The 18,568-nt window shown below is 30.7% G+C and carries 15 protein-coding genes and 3 pseudogenes; 15 read left to right on the forward strand and 3 right to left on the reverse strand.

The annotated features are described in order from the left end of the window. Positions 1 to 118: 118 nt before the first annotated feature. The 4 genes from BN3657_RS04975 (at position 119) to BN3657_RS04990 (ending at position 4,859) form a co-directional block, all read left to right on the forward strand. A complete protein-coding gene (locus BN3657_RS04975) occupies positions 119 to 772 on the forward strand; it encodes a response regulator transcription factor (protein ID WP_062552013.1) in 654 nt (217 codons plus the stop codon). Beyond that, positions 760 to 1,632, forward strand: coding sequence for a sensor histidine kinase (locus BN3657_RS04980; protein ID WP_062552014.1), 873 nt, complete (start codon positions 760 to 762; stop codon positions 1,630 to 1,632). Before BN3657_RS04975 ends, BN3657_RS04980 begins: the two co-directional genes overlap by 13 nt. An 88-nt stretch (positions 1,633 to 1,720) precedes the next feature. Further along, positions 1,721 to 2,398, forward strand: coding sequence for an ABC transporter ATP-binding protein (locus BN3657_RS04985; protein WP_062552015.1), 678 nt, complete (start codon positions 1,721 to 1,723; stop codon positions 2,396 to 2,398). Further along, the gene (locus BN3657_RS04990) at positions 2,361 to 4,859 is read left to right on the forward strand and encodes an ABC transporter permease (RefSeq protein WP_062552016.1); all 2,499 of its coding nucleotides are present in this window, start codon (positions 2,361 to 2,363) and stop codon (positions 4,857 to 4,859) included. The genes BN3657_RS04985 and BN3657_RS04990 overlap by 38 nt, the downstream gene beginning before the upstream one ends. Positions 4,860 to 4,991: 132 nt before the next feature. Here BN3657_RS04990 and BN3657_RS04995 read toward each other — a convergent pair whose 3' ends face one another. Beyond that, positions 4,992 to 7,430 carry a transglycosylase domain-containing protein gene (locus BN3657_RS04995; protein WP_062552017.1) on the reverse strand — a complete coding sequence of 813 codons (2,439 nt, stop codon included), beginning with the start codon at positions 7,428 to 7,430 and terminating at the stop codon, positions 4,992 to 4,994. Between the two features lie 122 nt (positions 7,431 to 7,552). Next, positions 7,553 to 8,089 carry a biotin transporter BioY gene (locus BN3657_RS05000; RefSeq protein WP_019137985.1) on the reverse strand — a complete coding sequence of 179 codons (537 nt, stop codon included), beginning with the start codon at positions 8,087 to 8,089 and terminating at the stop codon, positions 7,553 to 7,555. A gap of 196 nt (positions 8,090 to 8,285) precedes the next feature. On the opposite strand from BN3657_RS05000, the gene BN3657_RS05005 reads away from it, so the two are divergent. The 8 genes and pseudogenes from BN3657_RS05005 to BN3657_RS08730 all read left to right on the forward strand — a co-directional run. Continuing rightward, complete coding sequence (locus tag BN3657_RS05005) at positions 8,286 to 9,068, forward strand: type III pantothenate kinase (protein WP_062552018.1); 783 nt, start codon at positions 8,286 to 8,288, stop codon at positions 9,066 to 9,068. 10 nt (positions 9,069 to 9,078) lie between these two features. Beyond that, the gene (dusB, locus tag BN3657_RS05010; protein ID WP_062552019.1) at positions 9,079 to 10,008 is read left to right on the forward strand and encodes a tRNA dihydrouridine synthase DusB; all 930 of its coding nucleotides are present in this window, start codon (positions 9,079 to 9,081) and stop codon (positions 10,006 to 10,008) included. A gap of 497 nt (positions 10,009 to 10,505) precedes the next feature. Next, positions 10,506 to 10,979: a transcription elongation factor GreA gene (gene greA / locus BN3657_RS05020; protein WP_019137989.1), complete on the forward strand. Its 474-nt coding sequence runs from the start codon at positions 10,506 to 10,508 to the stop codon at positions 10,977 to 10,979. Between the two features lie 43 nt (positions 10,980 to 11,022). Further along, entirely contained in the window at positions 11,023 to 12,897 is a 1,875-nt protein-coding gene (lysS, locus tag BN3657_RS05025; protein WP_062552553.1) for a lysine--tRNA ligase, read from the forward strand. Between the two features lie 135 nt (positions 12,898 to 13,032). Beyond that, positions 13,033 to 13,249: pseudogene (locus tag BN3657_RS05030) on the forward strand (MobA/MobL family protein); the annotation flags it as partial. 117 nt (positions 13,250 to 13,366) lie between these two features. Beyond that, complete coding sequence (locus BN3657_RS05035) at positions 13,367 to 13,939, forward strand: uracil-DNA glycosylase family protein (RefSeq protein WP_062552021.1); 573 nt, start codon at positions 13,367 to 13,369, stop codon at positions 13,937 to 13,939. Positions 13,940 to 14,061: 122 nt separating this feature from the next. Continuing rightward, positions 14,062 to 14,478, forward strand: a pseudogene (locus BN3657_RS05040) (tyrosine-type recombinase/integrase); the annotation flags it as partial. Continuing rightward, positions 14,448 to 14,528 (forward strand): annotated as a pseudogene (locus BN3657_RS08730) (methionine--tRNA ligase subunit beta); the annotation flags it as partial. The pseudogenes BN3657_RS05040 and BN3657_RS08730, both read left to right, overlap by 31 nt. 55 nt (positions 14,529 to 14,583) lie before the next feature. On the opposite strand, the gene BN3657_RS08670 reads toward BN3657_RS08730, so the two are convergent. Then, complete coding sequence (locus tag BN3657_RS08670) at positions 14,584 to 14,706, reverse strand: hypothetical protein (RefSeq protein ID WP_268258898.1); 123 nt, start codon at positions 14,704 to 14,706, stop codon at positions 14,584 to 14,586. Between the two features lie 410 nt (positions 14,707 to 15,116). On the opposite strand from BN3657_RS08670, the gene BN3657_RS05045 reads away from it, so the two are divergent. The 3 genes from BN3657_RS05045 to gpmI are packed head-to-tail and all read left to right on the forward strand — an operon-like array spanning position 15,117 to position 18,540. Next, on the forward strand, positions 15,117 to 16,301 hold the full coding sequence (locus BN3657_RS05045) for a phosphoglycerate kinase (protein WP_062552023.1): 1,185 nt from the start codon (positions 15,117 to 15,119) through the stop codon (positions 16,299 to 16,301). After that, positions 16,298 to 17,041, forward strand: coding sequence for a triose-phosphate isomerase (gene tpiA / locus BN3657_RS05050; RefSeq protein WP_062552024.1), 744 nt, complete (start codon positions 16,298 to 16,300; stop codon positions 17,039 to 17,041). Before BN3657_RS05045 ends, tpiA begins: the two co-directional genes overlap by 4 nt. Continuing rightward, positions 17,038 to 18,540, forward strand: coding sequence for a 2,3-bisphosphoglycerate-independent phosphoglycerate mutase (gene gpmI / locus BN3657_RS05055; protein ID WP_062552025.1), 1,503 nt, complete (start codon positions 17,038 to 17,040; stop codon positions 18,538 to 18,540). Before tpiA ends, gpmI begins: the two co-directional genes overlap by 4 nt. The last annotated feature ends 28 nt before the right edge of the window (positions 18,541 to 18,568 follow it).

Here is an 18,568-nt window from a genome sequence, read left to right on the forward strand (position 1 = left end):
TATAAGAATAAAAGCTCCTTTAGGGGCTTTTTCTTTTGACTATAAAATATATAATATAGAATATAAAAGTTCAAGATAAATTTTATTGTTATAATTTTGAGTGATGGTGGAAAAAGGTATGAAAAAAATACTGATAATTGAAGATGACAAAAATTTAAATAAGGGACTTTCTATAGCTTTAAATAAAGACTATGAGGTTTTTTCTGTAAGCACAATTAGTAAAGCTAAAACTTTTATTGATGATGCAGATTTAATTTTACTTGATATGAATTTACCAGATGGAGATGGGCTTGAAATAATAAAATATACTAGAGAAAGTTCATCAATTCCTATTATAGTTTTATCAGCTATAGATCTCGAAGCATATATAATTTCAGCCATAAATTTAGGTGCAGAAGACTATCTAACAAAACCATTTTCTTTGGGAATATTAGAAGCAAAGATAAAAAGGGCCTTTGAAAAAATAGCCTCTTGTGATTTTAATCTGTATAAGAAAGAAGGTCTAGAATTTAATTTCAATGAAAATACTTTTTATGTAGATAATAAAAACATAGATCTCACAAGGACAGAAACAAAAATCTTATACTACCTAATAAAAAACAAGTCTCAAGTTATTACTAAGGAATTACTATTTGATTTTGTTTGGGGAATAGAGGATGAATTTATTGATCAAAATACACTGAGCGTCAATATTTCTAGGATAAGAAACAAATTAAAACCCTATGACCCAATAGAAACAGTCTTTGGAGTTGGTTATAAATGGCAGTTTTAGTAGGTCTTTTAGTTTTTATAAATGGAATTCTTTTATATAAATATATTGTCTTGAGAAATGAAATGCGTGAACTCTCAGATTATATTGACAAGGCTTTAGATGGAAATTTAGAAATTACTGAATTTGATGAAAAGGAATTATCCAAAATAAAATCAAAGCTCATTAAGTTTTTATATGCCAACCAAGTAAAAGAAGCTAAAATAAATACTGAAAAAAACAAAACAAGAGATTTAATAGCAGATATATCACATCAAACCAAGACACCCATTACCAACCTTTCTTTATACATTAGTCTTTTAGAAGATGGTCCGAAAGATGAGTATCTTGAAATAATAAAGTATGAGCTTAATAAACTAGAGTTTTTAATACAAAACCTAGTAAAATCTTCTAGGCTTGAATCTGATATTATTTCCTTACAAAAAAATCAAGCAAATTTAAAAGATTTAGTTGAAGATGTTTTAGGAGAATTTAAAGTCATATTAGATGAAAAAAATATAAGCATAAATTTAAAAGACGAAGACTTAATTTTCGATTTGGACGAAAGATGGCTTAAAGAAGCTATTCACAATCTTGTAGATAATGCTATAAAATACTCGCCCAATGGTTCTACCATTAATATTTTAGTTTATAAATCTTACCTAAACTATAATTTAGACATAGAAAATCAGTGCATTGACTTATCAGAAGAAACTTTGCCAAAGATATTTGAAAGATTTTATAGAGGAAAAAATTCAATTTCCAAGGACGGTTTGGGTTTAGGTCTATTTATAGCTAGAGAGATTATAGAAAAACATGGTGGAAATATAAGAGCGTCTTTGGATAATAATAAAATAAAATTTTCAGTAGACTTCCCCTTGTGAGAAGTCTTTTTTCTTACAAAACTGTAAGAAGTCTTGTAAGTACTTTGTAAGATATGAATGTTATATTAAATGTAAAGAGGTGATAGTTATGTTAAAAGTAGAAAATTTAAAAAGATATTATAAAACAAATGATGTGGAAGTAAGAGCCCTTGACGGAGTATCTTTCGAAGTAAACAAAGGAGAATTTATTTCTATAATCGGAGCATCTGGATCTGGTAAATCAACCTTATTACATTTGTTAGGTGGACTTGATTATCCTACAAGCGGAAAAGTTTTGATTGATAGTACAGACATTTATGCTTTAAAAGATGATGAGAGAACAATTTTTAGAAGAAGAAATATTGGTTTTGTCTTTCAAGCATATAATCTTTTGCCCATGCTAAATGTGTATGAGAATATAATTATTCCCTTTGGTCTAGATGGGGATGCGGTAGATAAAAAATATGTTGATTCCGTAATAGACATTCTTGAGATAAGTGATCAAAAAAATAAAATGCCAAACGAATTATCAGGTGGACAGCAACAAAGAGTTGCCATAGCAAGAGCATTGGTTACCAAACCATCTTTAATTCTAGCTGACGAACCAACAGGAAATTTAGATTCAAAATCTTCTTCCCAAGTTGTTTACTTACTAAAAAAGATTAATAAAGAGCTTGGAAATACTATTCTTATGATCACTCACGATGATGCTGTTGCTCAAGCGGCAGAAAAAACTTTAAGGATAGAAGATGGAAGGCTGGAGGGGAATAATGAAAGTCAAAAATAAAGCTTATATAAGGAGCCTCGCAAAAAATATTTTAAATGCAAACAAAAGCAGGAGAAATATTCTCTTATTAGCAATTGCTTTGACTTCTATACTATTTACAAGTTTGTTTTCTGTAGTCTTAGGTTTAGGGAAAAGCATGGAAACCCAAACGATGAAAACTATTGGAACAATCAGTCATGGCTCTTTTAAAGAACTTTCTGACAAAGACATAAGTATTTTATCCAAGGATAAAGATATAAAGGAATTTTCAATAAGAGAGAAAGTTGGTATTCTTGATGATGAAAAAATAAGTGCAGAACTATCCTATATAGATAACAATGGATTTGAATGGTCGCTAATAGAAAAAATTAAGGGGAAATTTCCAGAGAAAGAAAATCAAGTATTTATAGATATAGCAACTGCTAAAAAATTAGCTTATAAGGGTGAAATTGGAGAAGAGATAGAAGTTCCTTTTAAAATAGAAAAACCTTACACGGGAGAGATTATCAAAAAAAGAAGTGAGAAATTTATTATATCGGGGACTTTTCAAAATCCTATTGACTCCAATGTTGGTGTAGGACAAATCTATTTATCAAAAGCTTATGTAGATAAATTATCTCTTCCGGAAAATAATAAAGATGTGGAGCTAATGCTAAAAAATTCCTTTATGATAAGGGATAAGCTTATAAAAATTGCAGAGAGAAATGGTTATAAAGTGGTAGATGACCCTGGAAATCTATCTGACAAAGAAATAAGAATTGGTGTTAACTTTGCATATCTTTTATCTGGTGATTCTAGTTTTGATTTTAAAACATTTCTACCCTTCTTATCTTTTTTGATTTTGGTAATGGTCGCAGGATATTTAATAATAAACAATATTTTTAAAATATCCGTAAATGAAGATATTAAACTTCTAGGACTTTTAAAAACAATTGGAATGACAAAGCCACAAATCAAAAGGCTTATTCATTTTGAGTCTTTAGCAGTAGCACTTCCGTCAATAATAGTTGGAGATTTAGTAGGAATTTCTATAGGGAAAATTATTTTAAATAAAATATTTGCAAATAATGAGATGTTAACGGATGTAAAATTATCACTAACGGTAATGGTCTTAATTATCTTATTTTCGACAGCCTTTACTTTGCTTACAGTATTTCTATCGGTTATGAGACCTGCAAGATATGCAGCAAAAGTTTCTCCAATAGATGCTAGCAGATACAATGAAATCCAAATAAAAAATAAGTATAAAAGTGAGGTTGTTTCTTTGGGAAAGCTTGCTAGAAGACAAGTATTTTCCAATAAATTTAGATTTATATCCATAGTTCTTTCCATTAGCCTTTCTGCAGTTATTTTAAATAGTGTTTTAACTTATACTGGTAATATTGATCTAGAAAAGGGAATTTCTGATGCCATTACAACAGACTATAATATAGCAAACCCAAAATACTTTAGGTATATGTATTTAGGTAGTGAAGAAGGAATTGATAAAAAGTTTATTGATGAGATAGAAAACTATAAGGGCTTTAAAAGTGGGGGAGCTTTATACTACTATGGTTATGAATACGATTATCCAGATATAAAAATAGAAGATAATAAAGTTGCTCCAATATTATTAGGAATAGATGATTATTTAATAAACAAACAAAAATTTATAGATGGAGAATTTGATAAAGACAAATGGCAAACAGGAAATTATATAATCATAGGAGAATATGGAAATAAAAAATCTGCATTTAAAGCTGGCGATAAAATAAAGATTAATGTCAAAAATAAAGTCAAAGAAGTCCAAGTGATGGGGAAAGTTGAATATAATTTTTCAAATGGTCTTAGATATTTTCCTGTAATTAAGGAAGATATAAATGACGAATTTAGTCCTACTTTAAGTTTGGAATATATTTATATGAATACGAATGAGTATAAAGAGCTCACAGGAGATCAAAGTATAATGTCCTATGGATTTAATGTAGAGGATAGTGAAAAGGAAAATTTTGATAAGTTATTAAAATCTTTTGAAAATGAACCAGGCTTTTCTTACGATTCAAGAGATCTTCAGATCAAATCTACAATGGAATTCAAAAATCTAATAGAATTTGCTGGTTACAGTCTATCTATAGTATTATTCTTAATTTCTGTACTGAATTTTATTAACGTCATTGCTACTGAAATATTAAGAAACATGGTGAACTTATCAATCCTTGAAGCAATTGGAATGACAAAGAAAAATATTAAAAAATATTTGGTGAAAAAGAATTTGATTTATTCTTTATGTGGCTTAGTATTTTCTTTCATCATTATGCTTCTTGTAGATAAATTTATCTTGATGGATTTTATTGAACAGACTCAGTGGACTTCCTATAAATTTGTAATCACGCCACTTATACTTGTAAACTTAGTAAATATAATCATTGGGATAATATTTACAGGTAGGTTCTATGAAAAGCATAGCCAAAACAGCCTTGTAGATAGAATAAGAAGTTTATAGTAAATATTATATTTTTAAATTATTAAAAGATTTTACTTTAACTTAATTTATGATAGTTTTTAAAATTTTATAGAATAAAAAAAGCCCTCCTTATTAATTTCTAATAAAGAGGGTCTTATTCATTAGCTTATTTTAATCTTCGTCATTAATTAATGATTTGGAACGAGATTTTTTCTTGCTGTTAGAATCGTCGTTGTTATTGTTTGAAGATTTTTTCTTCTTTTTGTTGTCGTTGTTATTGTTATTATCATTTTTCTTTGCTCTCTTCTTTGCTTGAGAAGCTCTGTACCAGCCAATTTTATTTGTGTAGTGTGGACTAGTTCCATCTGCGAAGATTTCACGTCTTCCATTTACATATTTTGTGTAAATGCCTTCAGGTTCTTCAAATTCTTTTCTATCAAGATCTTGGTGAACTGATTTCATAATTTGCTTCCACAAATAAGCTGATTGAGTTGATCCAAAGGCAAGCTTTTGGTTTTTATCGTTACCAATCCAAACTGAACAAGTGTAGTAAGGAGTGTAACCAATAAACCAAACGTCCTTCCTGCCATTATGCTCGTCAGTTGATGTACCAGTCTTACCAGCAATTTCTTGACCAGGGAAGGAAGCATTTCTACCAGTTCCACGTCTAACAACATCTTTTAACATATCTGTCAAGATGTAAGCATTTTGAGGACTAGTTATTTCTTTTTCATTAACCTTGTATTCATAAATTATTTCACCAGTATTTGATTCAATCTTTGAAACTACATAAGGATTTGCATATTTACCTTCGTTGGCAAGAGTTGTGAAGGCTCCAGCCATTTCAAAGGGACTGATTCCATAGCTCATGCCACCAAGAGTAAGTGGTGCATAATCCATGTCGTTCCATGTTGGATTTTCATCTTTTTCTACTATAGTAGTGATTCCAATAGATTTTAAGGTTTCAATAATTTTATTAATTGATTCTTCGTCGTTATAGACTTTAGAATAAGTTGAATTTTTATTTGCCTTTGCGTCTTTATCGGCAGATATATCTCTGGCAACTTGGTAGGCACCAACATTTGATGATTGACGAAGAAGATTTCTTATAGTTGTCCAACCTTGATAGTAGTTACCTGCATTTCTAGGTGAGTGACCAAAAAGTCTTTCTGGCATCTTTTGGTCTAGGTAGACATCACCAGCAGTTGCTCCATTGTTTAGGGCTGTAAGATAAACGGAAATTGGTTTTATTGATGATCCAGGTTGTCTTGGAACTAAAGCTCTATTTAAGAGTCTACCACCACTTACATTTCTACCACCAACAAGTGCCTTAACTTCGTGAGTTTTTTGGTCAATAATTACAGATGCAACTTGTGGTTGTATAATTCCATTTTTATCAGTAAAACCACCATAATAATATCTTGGATTTGAAACAACTTCTTCTAGAGTTCTTTGCATATTGATATCCATTGGAGTATAAATTTTTAGTCCTCCGTTGAAGAGTTTATTTGTGGCTTCTTCTTTTGAATAGCCAGAATCCATTAAGATTTTAAGTGTACTTTTTTGAACTACGTCTGTGTAAAAAGATGAAATTCCACTTTCTTTACGAGATCCTATGCTAATTTGGATTTTTTCGTTAAGAGCCTTGTCATAATCATCTTGACTTATTAAGTTTTGGTTAAGCATTCTCTTTAATACAAGTCTTTGTCTTTCTTGAGAAGTTTCATTAAAGACTGCCTTAACAGGTACAATTAAGTCGTTTTTTATTTGAATAAGTTCAAAGTTATCTATTTGACCTAATTCATTTAGATTGTTAGCAATTTCTATAATTCTATCAGAATTTGGTTCAGAATTTTCATTTTTAGGAAGAAGAACAATTTCTATATTTCCTAAATCATCAGAATCTTCTATGGCTTGAGTATTGTAAGGAGTGTACTTTTCTGGAAGGTTAGTAACACCAGCTATTAAGGCGCATTCAGCTAAATCAAGTTCAGATACGTCTTTGTTGAAAAAAGTTTTTGCTGCTGCTTGTACTCCAACTGTTCCCTTAGAAAATCCAGCAGAGTTTAAGTAAGCTTCCAATATTTGTTCTTTGGAAAGTTTTTCTTCAATCTGATATGAATAATACACGTCGGTTATTTTTCTAACAACACTTTTTGAAAAGGACGTGTACAAGTTCTTGGCAAGCTGCATAGTAATAGTCGAAGCACCTTGCTCGAAGGACTTCGTCTTAATGTCGTGGACTATTGCTCCAGCAACTCTTTTATAGTCAACTCCACTGTGTTCGAAAAATCTTTCGTCTTCTATTGCTACAATGGCATTTACTAAATTCTTTGGTATGTCCTCGTAGGGAACGAACTCACTAAATTGATCAGATATAAGTGATTCAACTAGCTTTCCGTCACTTGAATAGATCCTAGAAGTTTCAGCCAACTGTGATCTGTATTCTGTTGGATCTATTACAGGAGCTTTTTTAAAAATACCAAGTACAATAGCAGTGACAAGTGAGCCTAAAATAATAATTGCTGCCACAACTATAAGTAAGAGTATTTTTATTATGCTTGAAAGTTTTATCATTCCACGAGGTTTATTGTCTTTATTATCTTTCATAATAACCTCCTATCTTGTTATTATATCAGAATCTTAAGCATATAACTATAAATTTAAATGAAAAAAATCTCACCTATTAAGCGAGATTTTTTATAAATTATTCTATTTATTATGAACTAAAATTATTTTATTGCCTTTTGAATTCTTGGCGCAATAATAGCAGCTACAGCAGCCTTTGCCATATCAGGTATTATAAAAGGAATCATTCCCAAGGACAATATTTTTGATACGTCCATAGAATTTCCCATTACTACATTTAAAATGTAATACATATAAGGAAGTCCAATTGCATAAAATATCACTTCTGCAATAACTAAAACTATCATAATTTTCCCAAATTTCTTTTCGCCGTGAGCAAATTTAGATATAAAAATAGCACCTATAATAAAGGCTATTAAAAATCCAAAGCTTGGCTTTAGTACAGATTGAAATCCTCCAGTGAAACCTGCAAAAATTGGAATACCAATTAAGCCAAGTAGCACATAGATAAAAACTGCAAGACCAGCATAAAAAGGTGTAAGTAAAAGTCCTGCCATAAATACAAAAAAGTTTTGTAGTGTAAAGGGTACTGGTCCAATGGGTATTGATATAAAAGCTCCCACAGCTATAAGTGCAACTAAAAGTGCGATTTTTGTTATGTCTTTTGTTTTAAATTTCATTTCTAACCTCCATGGACATATTACACAATGTTTACCTGTATGTCAATAAGGTTAACAAAATAAAATTTATTATTTGTTTTTGTTAATATAAAATTTTTTAAGCAATAAATTTAAGGATTTAAAATAGAAAGATTTAGTTGAAAGTGGACTTTATAAAATATATAATAAAAACAATTTGTTAAATAGGGGTGTAAAAATGTTATTAGTAATAGATGTAGGAAATACTTCCATAACTTGGGGCGTTTACAAGGGAGGAGAACTTGTCAATGATTTTAGGACTTCTACTGTAAAAACTAGGACATCTGATGAATATGGACTTATTTTTATAGAAACTCTTCTTCATGCAAATATTGACCCACAAGATATTGAAGATGTAATTATTTCTTCAGTTGTGCCAAACTTAATGCACACACTTCCTTCTATGATTATAAAATATTTCAATAAAAGTCCTATGGTTGTAAATACAGACCTAGATCTTGGTTTAAATATAAAGTATGATAACCCAAAAGAAGTTGGGGCAGATAGAATTGTAAACGCAGTTGGAGCACTAGAACTTTATGGAGAGCAATCAATTATAGTTGACATTGGAACTGCTATGACTTTTTGTGTAGTTGATAAAGAAAGAAATTATCTTGGTGGACTTATTATGCCTGGTATTGGAATTTCTGCAGAGGCTCTTTTCATGATGACATCAAAACTTCCAAAGATAGAAATAATTGCACCAGATAAAGTAATCCAAGCAAACACTGTTGGAGCAATGCAAGCAGGTCTATATTATGGATACACTGAAATGATAGATGGTATTGTTGGAAAACTTCTAAAAGAATTAAATTGGAAGGAAGAAGAAACTAATATTATTTCAACTGGTGGTTTCTCTACAATGCTTACAAAAGATTCAAAATATAATTTTATAATCAATAAGTTTTTAACACTAGAAGGACTTAAAATTATTTTTGAAAAAAATAACCAAATAGATTGAGAGTGATTTTTTGTTAAAGATTTTAGCACCAATGGCAGGCTATACTGACATAGCCTTTAGAGAAGTGGCAACAGAAAAAGGTGCAGATATTACAGTAACAGAAATGGTATCTGCCATGGCACTTGTCTATGAAAATAAAAAGACCCTTGATCTTTTAGAAATTTCTCCCAAGGAGAAAAAAGTTTCTGTACAAATTTTTGGCAGCAACCCTGATGTAATGGGTGAAGCTGCAAGTATTTTAAATGACTATGACTTTTCCTATGTGGACATAAATATGGGATGTCCTGCACCAAAAATTGTAAAAAATAAAGCTGGCTCTTTTCTTTTAAGTGATCCATCTCTTGTCTATGATATTGTAAAATCTGTTGTTAGGAGCTCAAATAAACCAGTCTCTGTAAAAGTGAGAAAGGGAATTGGCGGGGTGTCTTCTATGAAAGCCATAAAAAACATTGAGGCAGCAGGAGCAAGCTTTGTCACAGTTCATGGCAGAACTAGAGAAGAATACTACACTGGTAAAGCCGATTGGGACTATATAAAAGAAGTAAAAGAAAATGTAAAAATTCCAGTAATTGGAAATGGAGACATTGAAAGTCCAGAAGATGCCATAGAAAAAATAAATTATTCAAAAGTGGACGGTCTGGCAATAGGCAGGGGGGCTGTCGGTAATCCCTATATATTTAATCAGATAGAAGAACTTATAAAAACTGGTGATTATTATAGACCAAGTGATAGGGAAAAACTTCTTCTTATGATTGATGAGCTGGAAAGAAAAATAAAGTATAGGGGAGAAAAGCTTGGAATCCTAGAGATGAGAAAAGTTTACGCAAATTACTTTAAGGGTATGAAGAATTCAAAGGAAGTTAGAAATAAGTTAAATATTTTAAAGGATAAAGAAGAGATAATAGAACTTATAAGAGATTATATAGATAATTTAGATTAAAATTATAATAATATTAATAGATGCTGATTATAGGTTTTGGAGATGATAAGTATGCCTTTTTCTCTAATGATAATGTGGTTAATTGTGTATTTTATAAATCATAAAAGAAATTCTTTTAAGAGATTAAAAGTTTTACTACCAATTATCATTATAACAGTAGGAATTACTTACCTTATTGTTTATAAAATTTTTCATAATGGACTAGATCGTAATGATTTATTTAATTGTATAGCACTTTCCTGTACCATAGACAATTTAATTTATGTTTATCAAAAAAAGAATATGGAAAAAGAAAATAAAGTAAAATAAGCTTAAATAGGTTTCAAACTCTGTGAATAAATTTGCAGAGTTTATTTTATTGTAAAAATTTTTAAAAATTCACCCAAATACTTTAAAATCTTGACATTTAGAGAAGTATAAACTATAATAGCCTAGATTAAAAGGTTTTGTGAAAGGCGGCTTACGCCTTATTTTTTATATATTGAGGAGAGAGAATTTTGGAAAAAGATATATTTTTTACACCGGAAGGTCTAGAAAAAATCGAAAATGAAATTGAGTATTTAAAAACAGTTAGAAGAAAAGAAGTTTCTGAAAGAATTAAGGTAGCTCTTGGCTATGGTGACCTTTCAGAAAACTCTGAATACGACGAAGCGAAAAACGAACAAGCACAAGTTGAAGAGAGAATTGCAAAGCTTGAAATGATGGTTCGTAATGCTAAGATTATAGATGAAAAAGATTTAAACACAGATGTTGTCAATGTTGGTTCTAGTGTAAAAGTTAGAGAACTTGACACAATGGAAGAGGATGAATACACAATCGTTGGTTCAGCTGAAGCAGATCCTCTTGAAGGAAAAATTTCAAATGAATCACCAGTTGGTTCAAAACTTCTAGGCAATCGTGTAGGCGATGTTGTAGAAGTTGAAGTTCCAGACGGAATTATCAAGTACGAAATTTGTGGAATAACTATTTAGGAGGCAGTTTGTGAAGAAGACAGAAGATGCAAAACTAAATGAAATGCTTTTGTTAAAAAGACAAAAGCTTGATGAATTAAAAAAAGAAGGAAAAGATCCCTTTGTCAATGAAACATACGATGTAACTGCTCATTCAGTTGATATTAAAGAAGAATTTAATGAAGCTGAAGAAAGAGAAGTTTCTATAGCTGGACGTGTAATGAGCAAAAGACGTCACGGAAAGATTTGTTTCTTAGATGTGAGAGATTCTGTGGGAACAATCCAAGTATTTGCAAGAAAAGATGTCCTTGAAGATAAATATGAAGAAGTTAAAGGACTTGACATTGGAGATATTATTGGTGTTAAGGGAATTGTATTTAAGACAGAAGCTGGCGAAATCACAGTTCGTGCAAGAGATTTAACTCTACTTTCTAAATCACTACAAATTCTTCCAGAAAAATTCCACGGACTAAAGGATCCAGACCTTAGATACAGACAAAGATATGTTGATTTAATTGTAAATCCTGAAGTAAAAGATGTATTTATAAAGAGAAATAAAATTATCAAAAAAATTAGAGAATTTTTAGATAACAAAGACTTCTTAGAAGTTGAAACACCAATCCTTGGTACAGTAGCAGGTGGAGCTAATGCAAGACCTTTCTACACTCATCACAACACTCTTGACATTGACATGCAACTTAGAATTGCCAATGAATTATTCTTAAAGAGATTAATCGTAGGTGGATTTGACAAAGTTTATGAAATGGGCAAGATGTTTAGAAATGAAGGAATGGATCCAAAACACAATCCTGAATTTACAAACATTGAACTTTACCAAGCCTATGCTGACTATGAAGAAATGATGAGAATTACTGAAAATCTTTTCGAATATGTGGCACTTGAAGTTCTTGGAACTGACACAATTAACTATCAAGGAACAGAAATATGCCTAAAGGCTCCTTGGAAGAGAATTACTATGATTGATGCAGTTAAAAAATATGCTGACGTAGACTTTAACGAAATTGATTCAGATGAAAAGGCAAGAGAAATTGCAAGAGAAAAGGGACTTGAAGTAAATGAAAATGACACTTGGGGCAAGCTTCTTTCAGAAATGTTTGAAGAATTCTGTGAAGAACACCTTGTTGAACCAACTTTTGTAATTGGTCACCCAGTTGAAGTTTCTCCACTAGCAAAGAGAAATCCTAAGGACCCAAGACTTACACAAAGATTTGAAGCCTTTATAAATACTTGGGAATTTGCAAATGCCTTCTCAGAACTTAATGATCCTATTGATCAAAGAGAAAGATTTGAAGCTCAAGTTGCAGAAAAAGAAGCAGGCGACGACGAAGCTCACCCAATGGATTCAGACTTCATAAATGCCATTGAAGTTGGTCTTCCTCCAACAGGTGGACTTGGAATTGGTGTTGACAGAATGATTGTACTTTTGACTGATCAACCAAGTATTAGAGATGTACTTTTATTCCCAACAATGAAGCCAATAGGAAAGGAAGTTGCTGAAATGAAAGCTAACAAGGCAGCTGATGATGTGGCAGTTTCAAAAATTGACATGTCAAAAGTAAAAGTTGAACCACTATTTGAAGATATGGTCGATTTTGATACTTTCTCAAAATCTGACTTTAGAGTTGTGAAAGTTAAGAACTGTGAAGAAGTTCCAAAATCTAAAAAACTTCTTAGATTCACACTTGATGATGGAACAGAAAACGAAAGAACAATCCTTTCAGGAATCAAAAATGTTTATGATGCAGAAGATTTAATCGGAAAAACTCTTGTTGCTATTACAAATCTTCCACCAAGAAAAATGATGGGAGTAGAATCATGTGGTATGCTACTATCTGCAGTGTGCGACTATGATGGAGAAGAATTATTAAATCTTATAATGTTAGATGACAATATCCCAGCAGGGGCAAAATTATATTAATAAAAGGAAAAGAACTGAGATAAAAAAATTCTCAGTTCTTTTTTTATTTCAAAAAAGGAGATTAGTATGAAAAAATTAGATCAACTAAGACAAGAGTCAAAAGAAATAAAAATCCTACTAGAAGAAGCAACAAGGACAAAAGAATTTAATGAAAGGTCGACCTTATGGAATAAAGTAGAAATGGTGGAAAAATTCTAATGCACAACTAGCAAGACAATTCATAATAGGACTAGCAAAAGAATTATCTTTAAGTGAAAATAAAAACCTAGTCGAAAGATTAATAAAAAATTTAACATCAAAAGGAATGATAGTAGATTATGCAATTCATGATGAGAGTCAAGACAAAAATGGGTAGTAATCTTATATAAGTTGAAAGTTTTACTAGGCTAAGAATAAATTTTTTACGAAAATTGTTACTTGTCCTAAAGCTTGGTAAGGTTCTAATTCTAATGAAAGTGATGGCAAAATTATGAAAGAAAAACTCATTATTAAAAAATTAAGAGAAGATCCCAGAAATGAAATCTACACAAATAGAGGAATTAACCCAATATTCCAGCTAAATCCAAAATCAAAAGTTTTGATAATTGGGCAAGCTCCTGGGGAAAGGGTTGAAGAAACTGGTATTTTATTTAATGATAAGAGTGGGGAAAATCTTGTTAAATGGTTGGGTATATCTAAAGACGTCCTCCATAGTGAAGATTTTTCTATAATTCCAATGGATTTTTATTATCCTGGAAAGGGAAAATCGGGCGACAAGGCTCCTAGATCTTTTATTGCAAAAGAATACCATCCGCTATTATTAAATGAATTGAAGGATATAAAGCTAACCATTTTGATAGGAGCCTATGCTCAAAAGTTTTATTTGAAGGATAAATTTAAGAAAAATTTAACTGAAACAGTAAAATCTTACAAAGAATTTTTGCCAGAATATTTCCCAATAGTCCATCCAAGTCCTTTAAACAACAGGTGGATAGCAAAAAATCCTTTTTTTAGAGAGGAGGTCTTGCCTGAGTTAAAGAAAATTGTAAAAAAGCTTAGATAAATTGTGTTTGTAAAAATTTATTGTATACTATTTTTTATGGTAATGGTCATCAACAAGGAGAGAAAAGATGAAAAAAATAAGTGCGAATATTTTAGACGGCAAATTTAAGCATTTGGTGGATACCGAAGACAGCATCAGGTAAGCGAAGTATTCCTATGGTTCAAAAAGTAAAAGACGCTTTTCTTATGGAAAGAGAGTTACAAAAGACTTTTGGAATCAAATGTTGTGATTCAATCGATGGATTTAAAGACTTTGTATTTTTAAACAGATTCGGAAAGGTTTACAATAATGGAACACTTAATAAAGCTTTAAGAAGAATTGTTAGAGATTGCAATTTAAGTATAATGGATAAAAATAAATCGAGCTCTAATGATATTCTATTAGTTCCACATTTAAGCAATCACATTTTCAGACACCCCTTTACTACAAGGCTTAAGGAACAAAATATAAATACAAAAGCGATGCAGTCTATTCTAGGTCATTCTGATATTAGTACAACAATGGATATATATGTAGATGTAATGGAGAAGAATTATTAAATCTTATAATGTTAGATGACAATATCCCAGCAGGGGCAAAATTATATTAATAAAAGGAAAGAACTGAGATAAAAAAATTTCTCAGTTCTTTTTTTATAAGATATTTTATTTTTTAAATTGTTTTAAAAGATTTAATATTTTTACAAGTAAAACAATCTTAATAACATGCAAAATTGTATATGGAATTAGACCAGTTAAGATTCCCATCGTTGCTTCATATTTTTCCATGAAATCACATCTCCTTAAATATTTCTTTTAGTTTATTTAATATTAAAATTAAAAGGATAATCTCAATTATGTTAAAAAGATAATGAGGCTGAATTATTGTAAGGAATTTTATTATTTGCATTTTCATAAGTAAGCTCCTCCATTTTTAAATATATGTAAGTTAAAGTTCATATTTTTTAGTTTTTAGCTTTATTTTTAAATAAATTCAAACCCTATATAGTTTAATAATTTATCACATTATATCACAAAAAAAAAGAAAGTAAAGGCAATAAATCTTTTATTAGAAATTTTAAGCTAATTAGCAAGTATAAATATTTATAAAGCTATTCTACTAACTTCAACAAGCTATATTTTGTGGTATAATTTATGTTGATGAAATTTATTTATGAATCGAAAATAAGAGGTGTAATGTGAAAAAAACTATTAGAGATTTTGATTTTGATGATAAAACTGCCCTAGTTAGGGTTGACTTTAACGTTCCTCTAAAGGATGGAAAAGTTACAGGCGATGATAGAATTATAAAGGCTATTCCTACTATTGAGTATTTAATAGAAAAGGGTGCAGAAGTTGTTCTTATGAGTCACCTTGGAAGACCTAAGGGAGAATACAAGGAAGAATTATCTCTTGAACCAGTTGCAAAAAGAGCTGCTGAACTTTTAAATAAGGATGTTAAATTTATACCTTCAAAAGAAGTTGTAGATGAAAAAGTTATTGAAGAAGTTAAAAATCTTAAAAAGGGAGAAATTGCTCTTCTTGAAAATTTAAGATTTGTAAAGGGCGAAGAAAAAAATGATCCTGATTTTGCAAAAAAATTAGCAAGTCTAGGAGATATTTTTGTAAATGATGCCTTTGGAACAGCTCACAGAGCTCACGCATCAAATGTTGGAGTGACAGAATTCCTACCATCTTGTGCAGGTTTATTAGTAGAAAAAGAAATAAAATATTTTGAAGATGCACTTAAAAATCCAGAAAAACCTTTTGCAGCAATTCTTGGTGGTTCAAAAGTTTCTGATAAAATTGGCGTAATCGAAAACTTGTTAGAAAAAGTTGACACATTAGTAATTGTTGGTGCCATGGCAAATACTTTTTTAAAGTCAAAGGGACTTGAAGTTGGTAAATCTCTTGTTGAAGATGATAAATTAGATCTTGCTAGAGAAATGATGGCAAAAGCAGTAGAAAATCATGTTGAACTAATTCTTCCAAAGGACGTAATTGTTGCTCCAGAACTTTCAGAAGATGCCAAGGGCACTTTAAAAGATGTAGAAGATGTGGATGAAGATGACATGATTCTTGATATTGGAAGTGAAAGTCTAAAAGATATTGAAGGATCTCTTGAAAAAGCAAAAACTATTGTCTTAAATGGTCCTTGTGGAGTTTTTGAAATTGAAGAATTTTCTCATGGAACTATTGAACTTGCAAAGATTTTGGCAAAACTAGATGCTACAGTAATTGTCGGTGGTGGAGATTCTGTTGCCGCTGTTGAAAAAGCAGGAGTAGCTGATAAGTTAACTCACATTTCAACTGGTGGAGGAGCAAGTCTTGAAATGCTTGAAGGTAAAAAACTTCCTGGCATTGAGGCAGTTGAAGAAGCATGAGAAAAAAATATATTTGTGGAAACTGGAAGATGAACAAGACTTCTTCTGATGCCCTTGAATTTGCAAAAAAAATAAATGATTTTGATTTTGAAAAAGTTGATGTTTTAATAGCACCATCTTTTGTTTGTCTTGAAAGTTTTAGAAAAAATTTAAAAAATGAAATAATAGTAGCGGGACAAAATGTATCAGAATTTGATGATGGTGCTTACACAGGCGAAGTTTCAACTTCTATGCTAAAGGATATTTCTGTAAATGATGTAATTATTGGTCATTCTGAAAGAAGAGAAAAGTTTTTTGAAAGTGATGAAATTGTAAATTCTAAGGTAAAAAAAGCTTTGGAAGATGGTTTATCTGTAATTCTTTGCCTAGGAGAATCTCTTGAAAAAAAAGAAGAAAACAAGGCAGTAGAATTTGTAAGAGAAGAACTTTTAAAATCTCTTGATGGGGTTAAAAATTTAGACAAAGTTACTATTGCCTATGAACCTATTTGGGCAATTGGGACTGGAAAAACTTGCTCATCAGAAGATGCAGAAAATATGTGCAAGGAAATTAGAAATATAATAGATGAAAAATATGGAGAAATTTCTCAACAAATTAGAATTTTATATGGTGGATCTGTGAAGCCGGCAAATGCAGGAGAAATTTTATCCAAGGAAAATATTGACGGAGTCCTAGTTGGTGGGGCAAGTCTAAAGGCAGAAGATTTTATAGAAATAATTAAGGCTGGTGAAAATCTATGAAGCCAACAATGTTAATAATCTTAGACGGATTTGGAATAAATAATAGTGAAGTTGGAAATGCTGTAAAACTTGCTAAGACTCCAATTTTAGATGATTTGTATAAAAATTCGGCTCACACAGAAATTTATGCCAGCGAAGAATATGTTGGTCTACCAAAGGGACAAATGGGAAATTCTGAAGTTGGTCACTTAAATATTGGAGCAGGCAGAGTAATTTATCAAAATCTTACTAAGATAAGTGAAGCCATTAAATCAGGAGAATTTTTTAAAAATCCTGAATTTTTAAAAGCCATAGATAATGCCAAGAAAAATAAGTCTAGAGTTCACTTAATAGGTCTTGTGTCAAAGGGAGGAGTTCACTCACACTTTGACCATTTAAGAGCTCTAATAAAGTTAATGGAAGACCAAGGGATTGAAAATACTTTTATTCACGCAATTACAGACGGTCGTGATGTATCTCCTCATGCAGCTATTGATGATATAAAAGAACTTCAAGATGAAATAAAAGAAGTTCCTTCTGTAAAGATTGCCACAATTTCTGGCAGATATTATGCCATGGATCGTGATAAGAGATGGGAGAGAACAAAAAAATATTATGATGATTTAACTAGTGATCTTGATTTTTGTGAAGAAGATATTTTGTCTTATATAAAATCCTCTTATGAAAATGACATAACAGATGAATTTTTGGAACCAGCAAAATTTGTAAAAGATTCTGAAATAAGAGAAGATGATTCAATAATAATATTTAACTTTAGACCTGATAGAGTAAGACAAATCACAAGAGCCTTAGTAGATGATGATTTTACTGCTTTTGAAAGAGAAAAAATAAAGACAAGTCTTGTAACTATGACAGAGTATGATAAGGATATAAAAAATAAAACTGTTGCCTTTAAAGATGAGATTCCAAAGGATACTCTTGGAGAAGTTCTTGAAAAAAATAATATTAAGCAACTTAGGATTGCAGAAACAGAAAAATATGCACATGTAACATTTTTCTTTAATGGGGGACGAGAAAAACCCTTTGAAGGTGAAGATAGGATTTTAGTTCCTTCACCAAAAGTTGCAACCTATGACTTAAAACCAGAAATGTCTGCCAATGAGGTTACAGATAAGGTCCTTGAAAGTTTAGAAAAGGACAAGTATGGCTTAATAATTTTAAACTTTGCAAATCCAGACATGGTTGGACATACAGGAGATTTAAAAGCAGCTATAAAAGCAGTTGAAACTGTTGATTATGATCTTGGCAGAATTTTAAAAGTTTTAAAAGAAAAAGATGGAGCAGCAATAATTACTGCAGACCATGGAAATTGTGAATATATGATTGATGATGAGGGAAAAGTTGTCACTAGTCACAGCACAAATTTAGTTCCCTTATTCTTATTTAATAGAGATGAAAAGCTAAGAAAAGGTGGAGCTCTTTGTGACTTATCGCCAACAATTTTAAAAATTATGGGAATTGAAAAGCCAGAGCTTATGACTGGCAAGTCTTTATTTTAGAAAATTAACTAAATTATTTTAACTTAGG

The organism is Peptoniphilus phoceensis (assembly GCF_001517665.2).
Lineage (GTDB): Bacteria > Bacillota > Clostridia > Tissierellales > Peptoniphilaceae > Peptoniphilus_A > Peptoniphilus_A timonensis.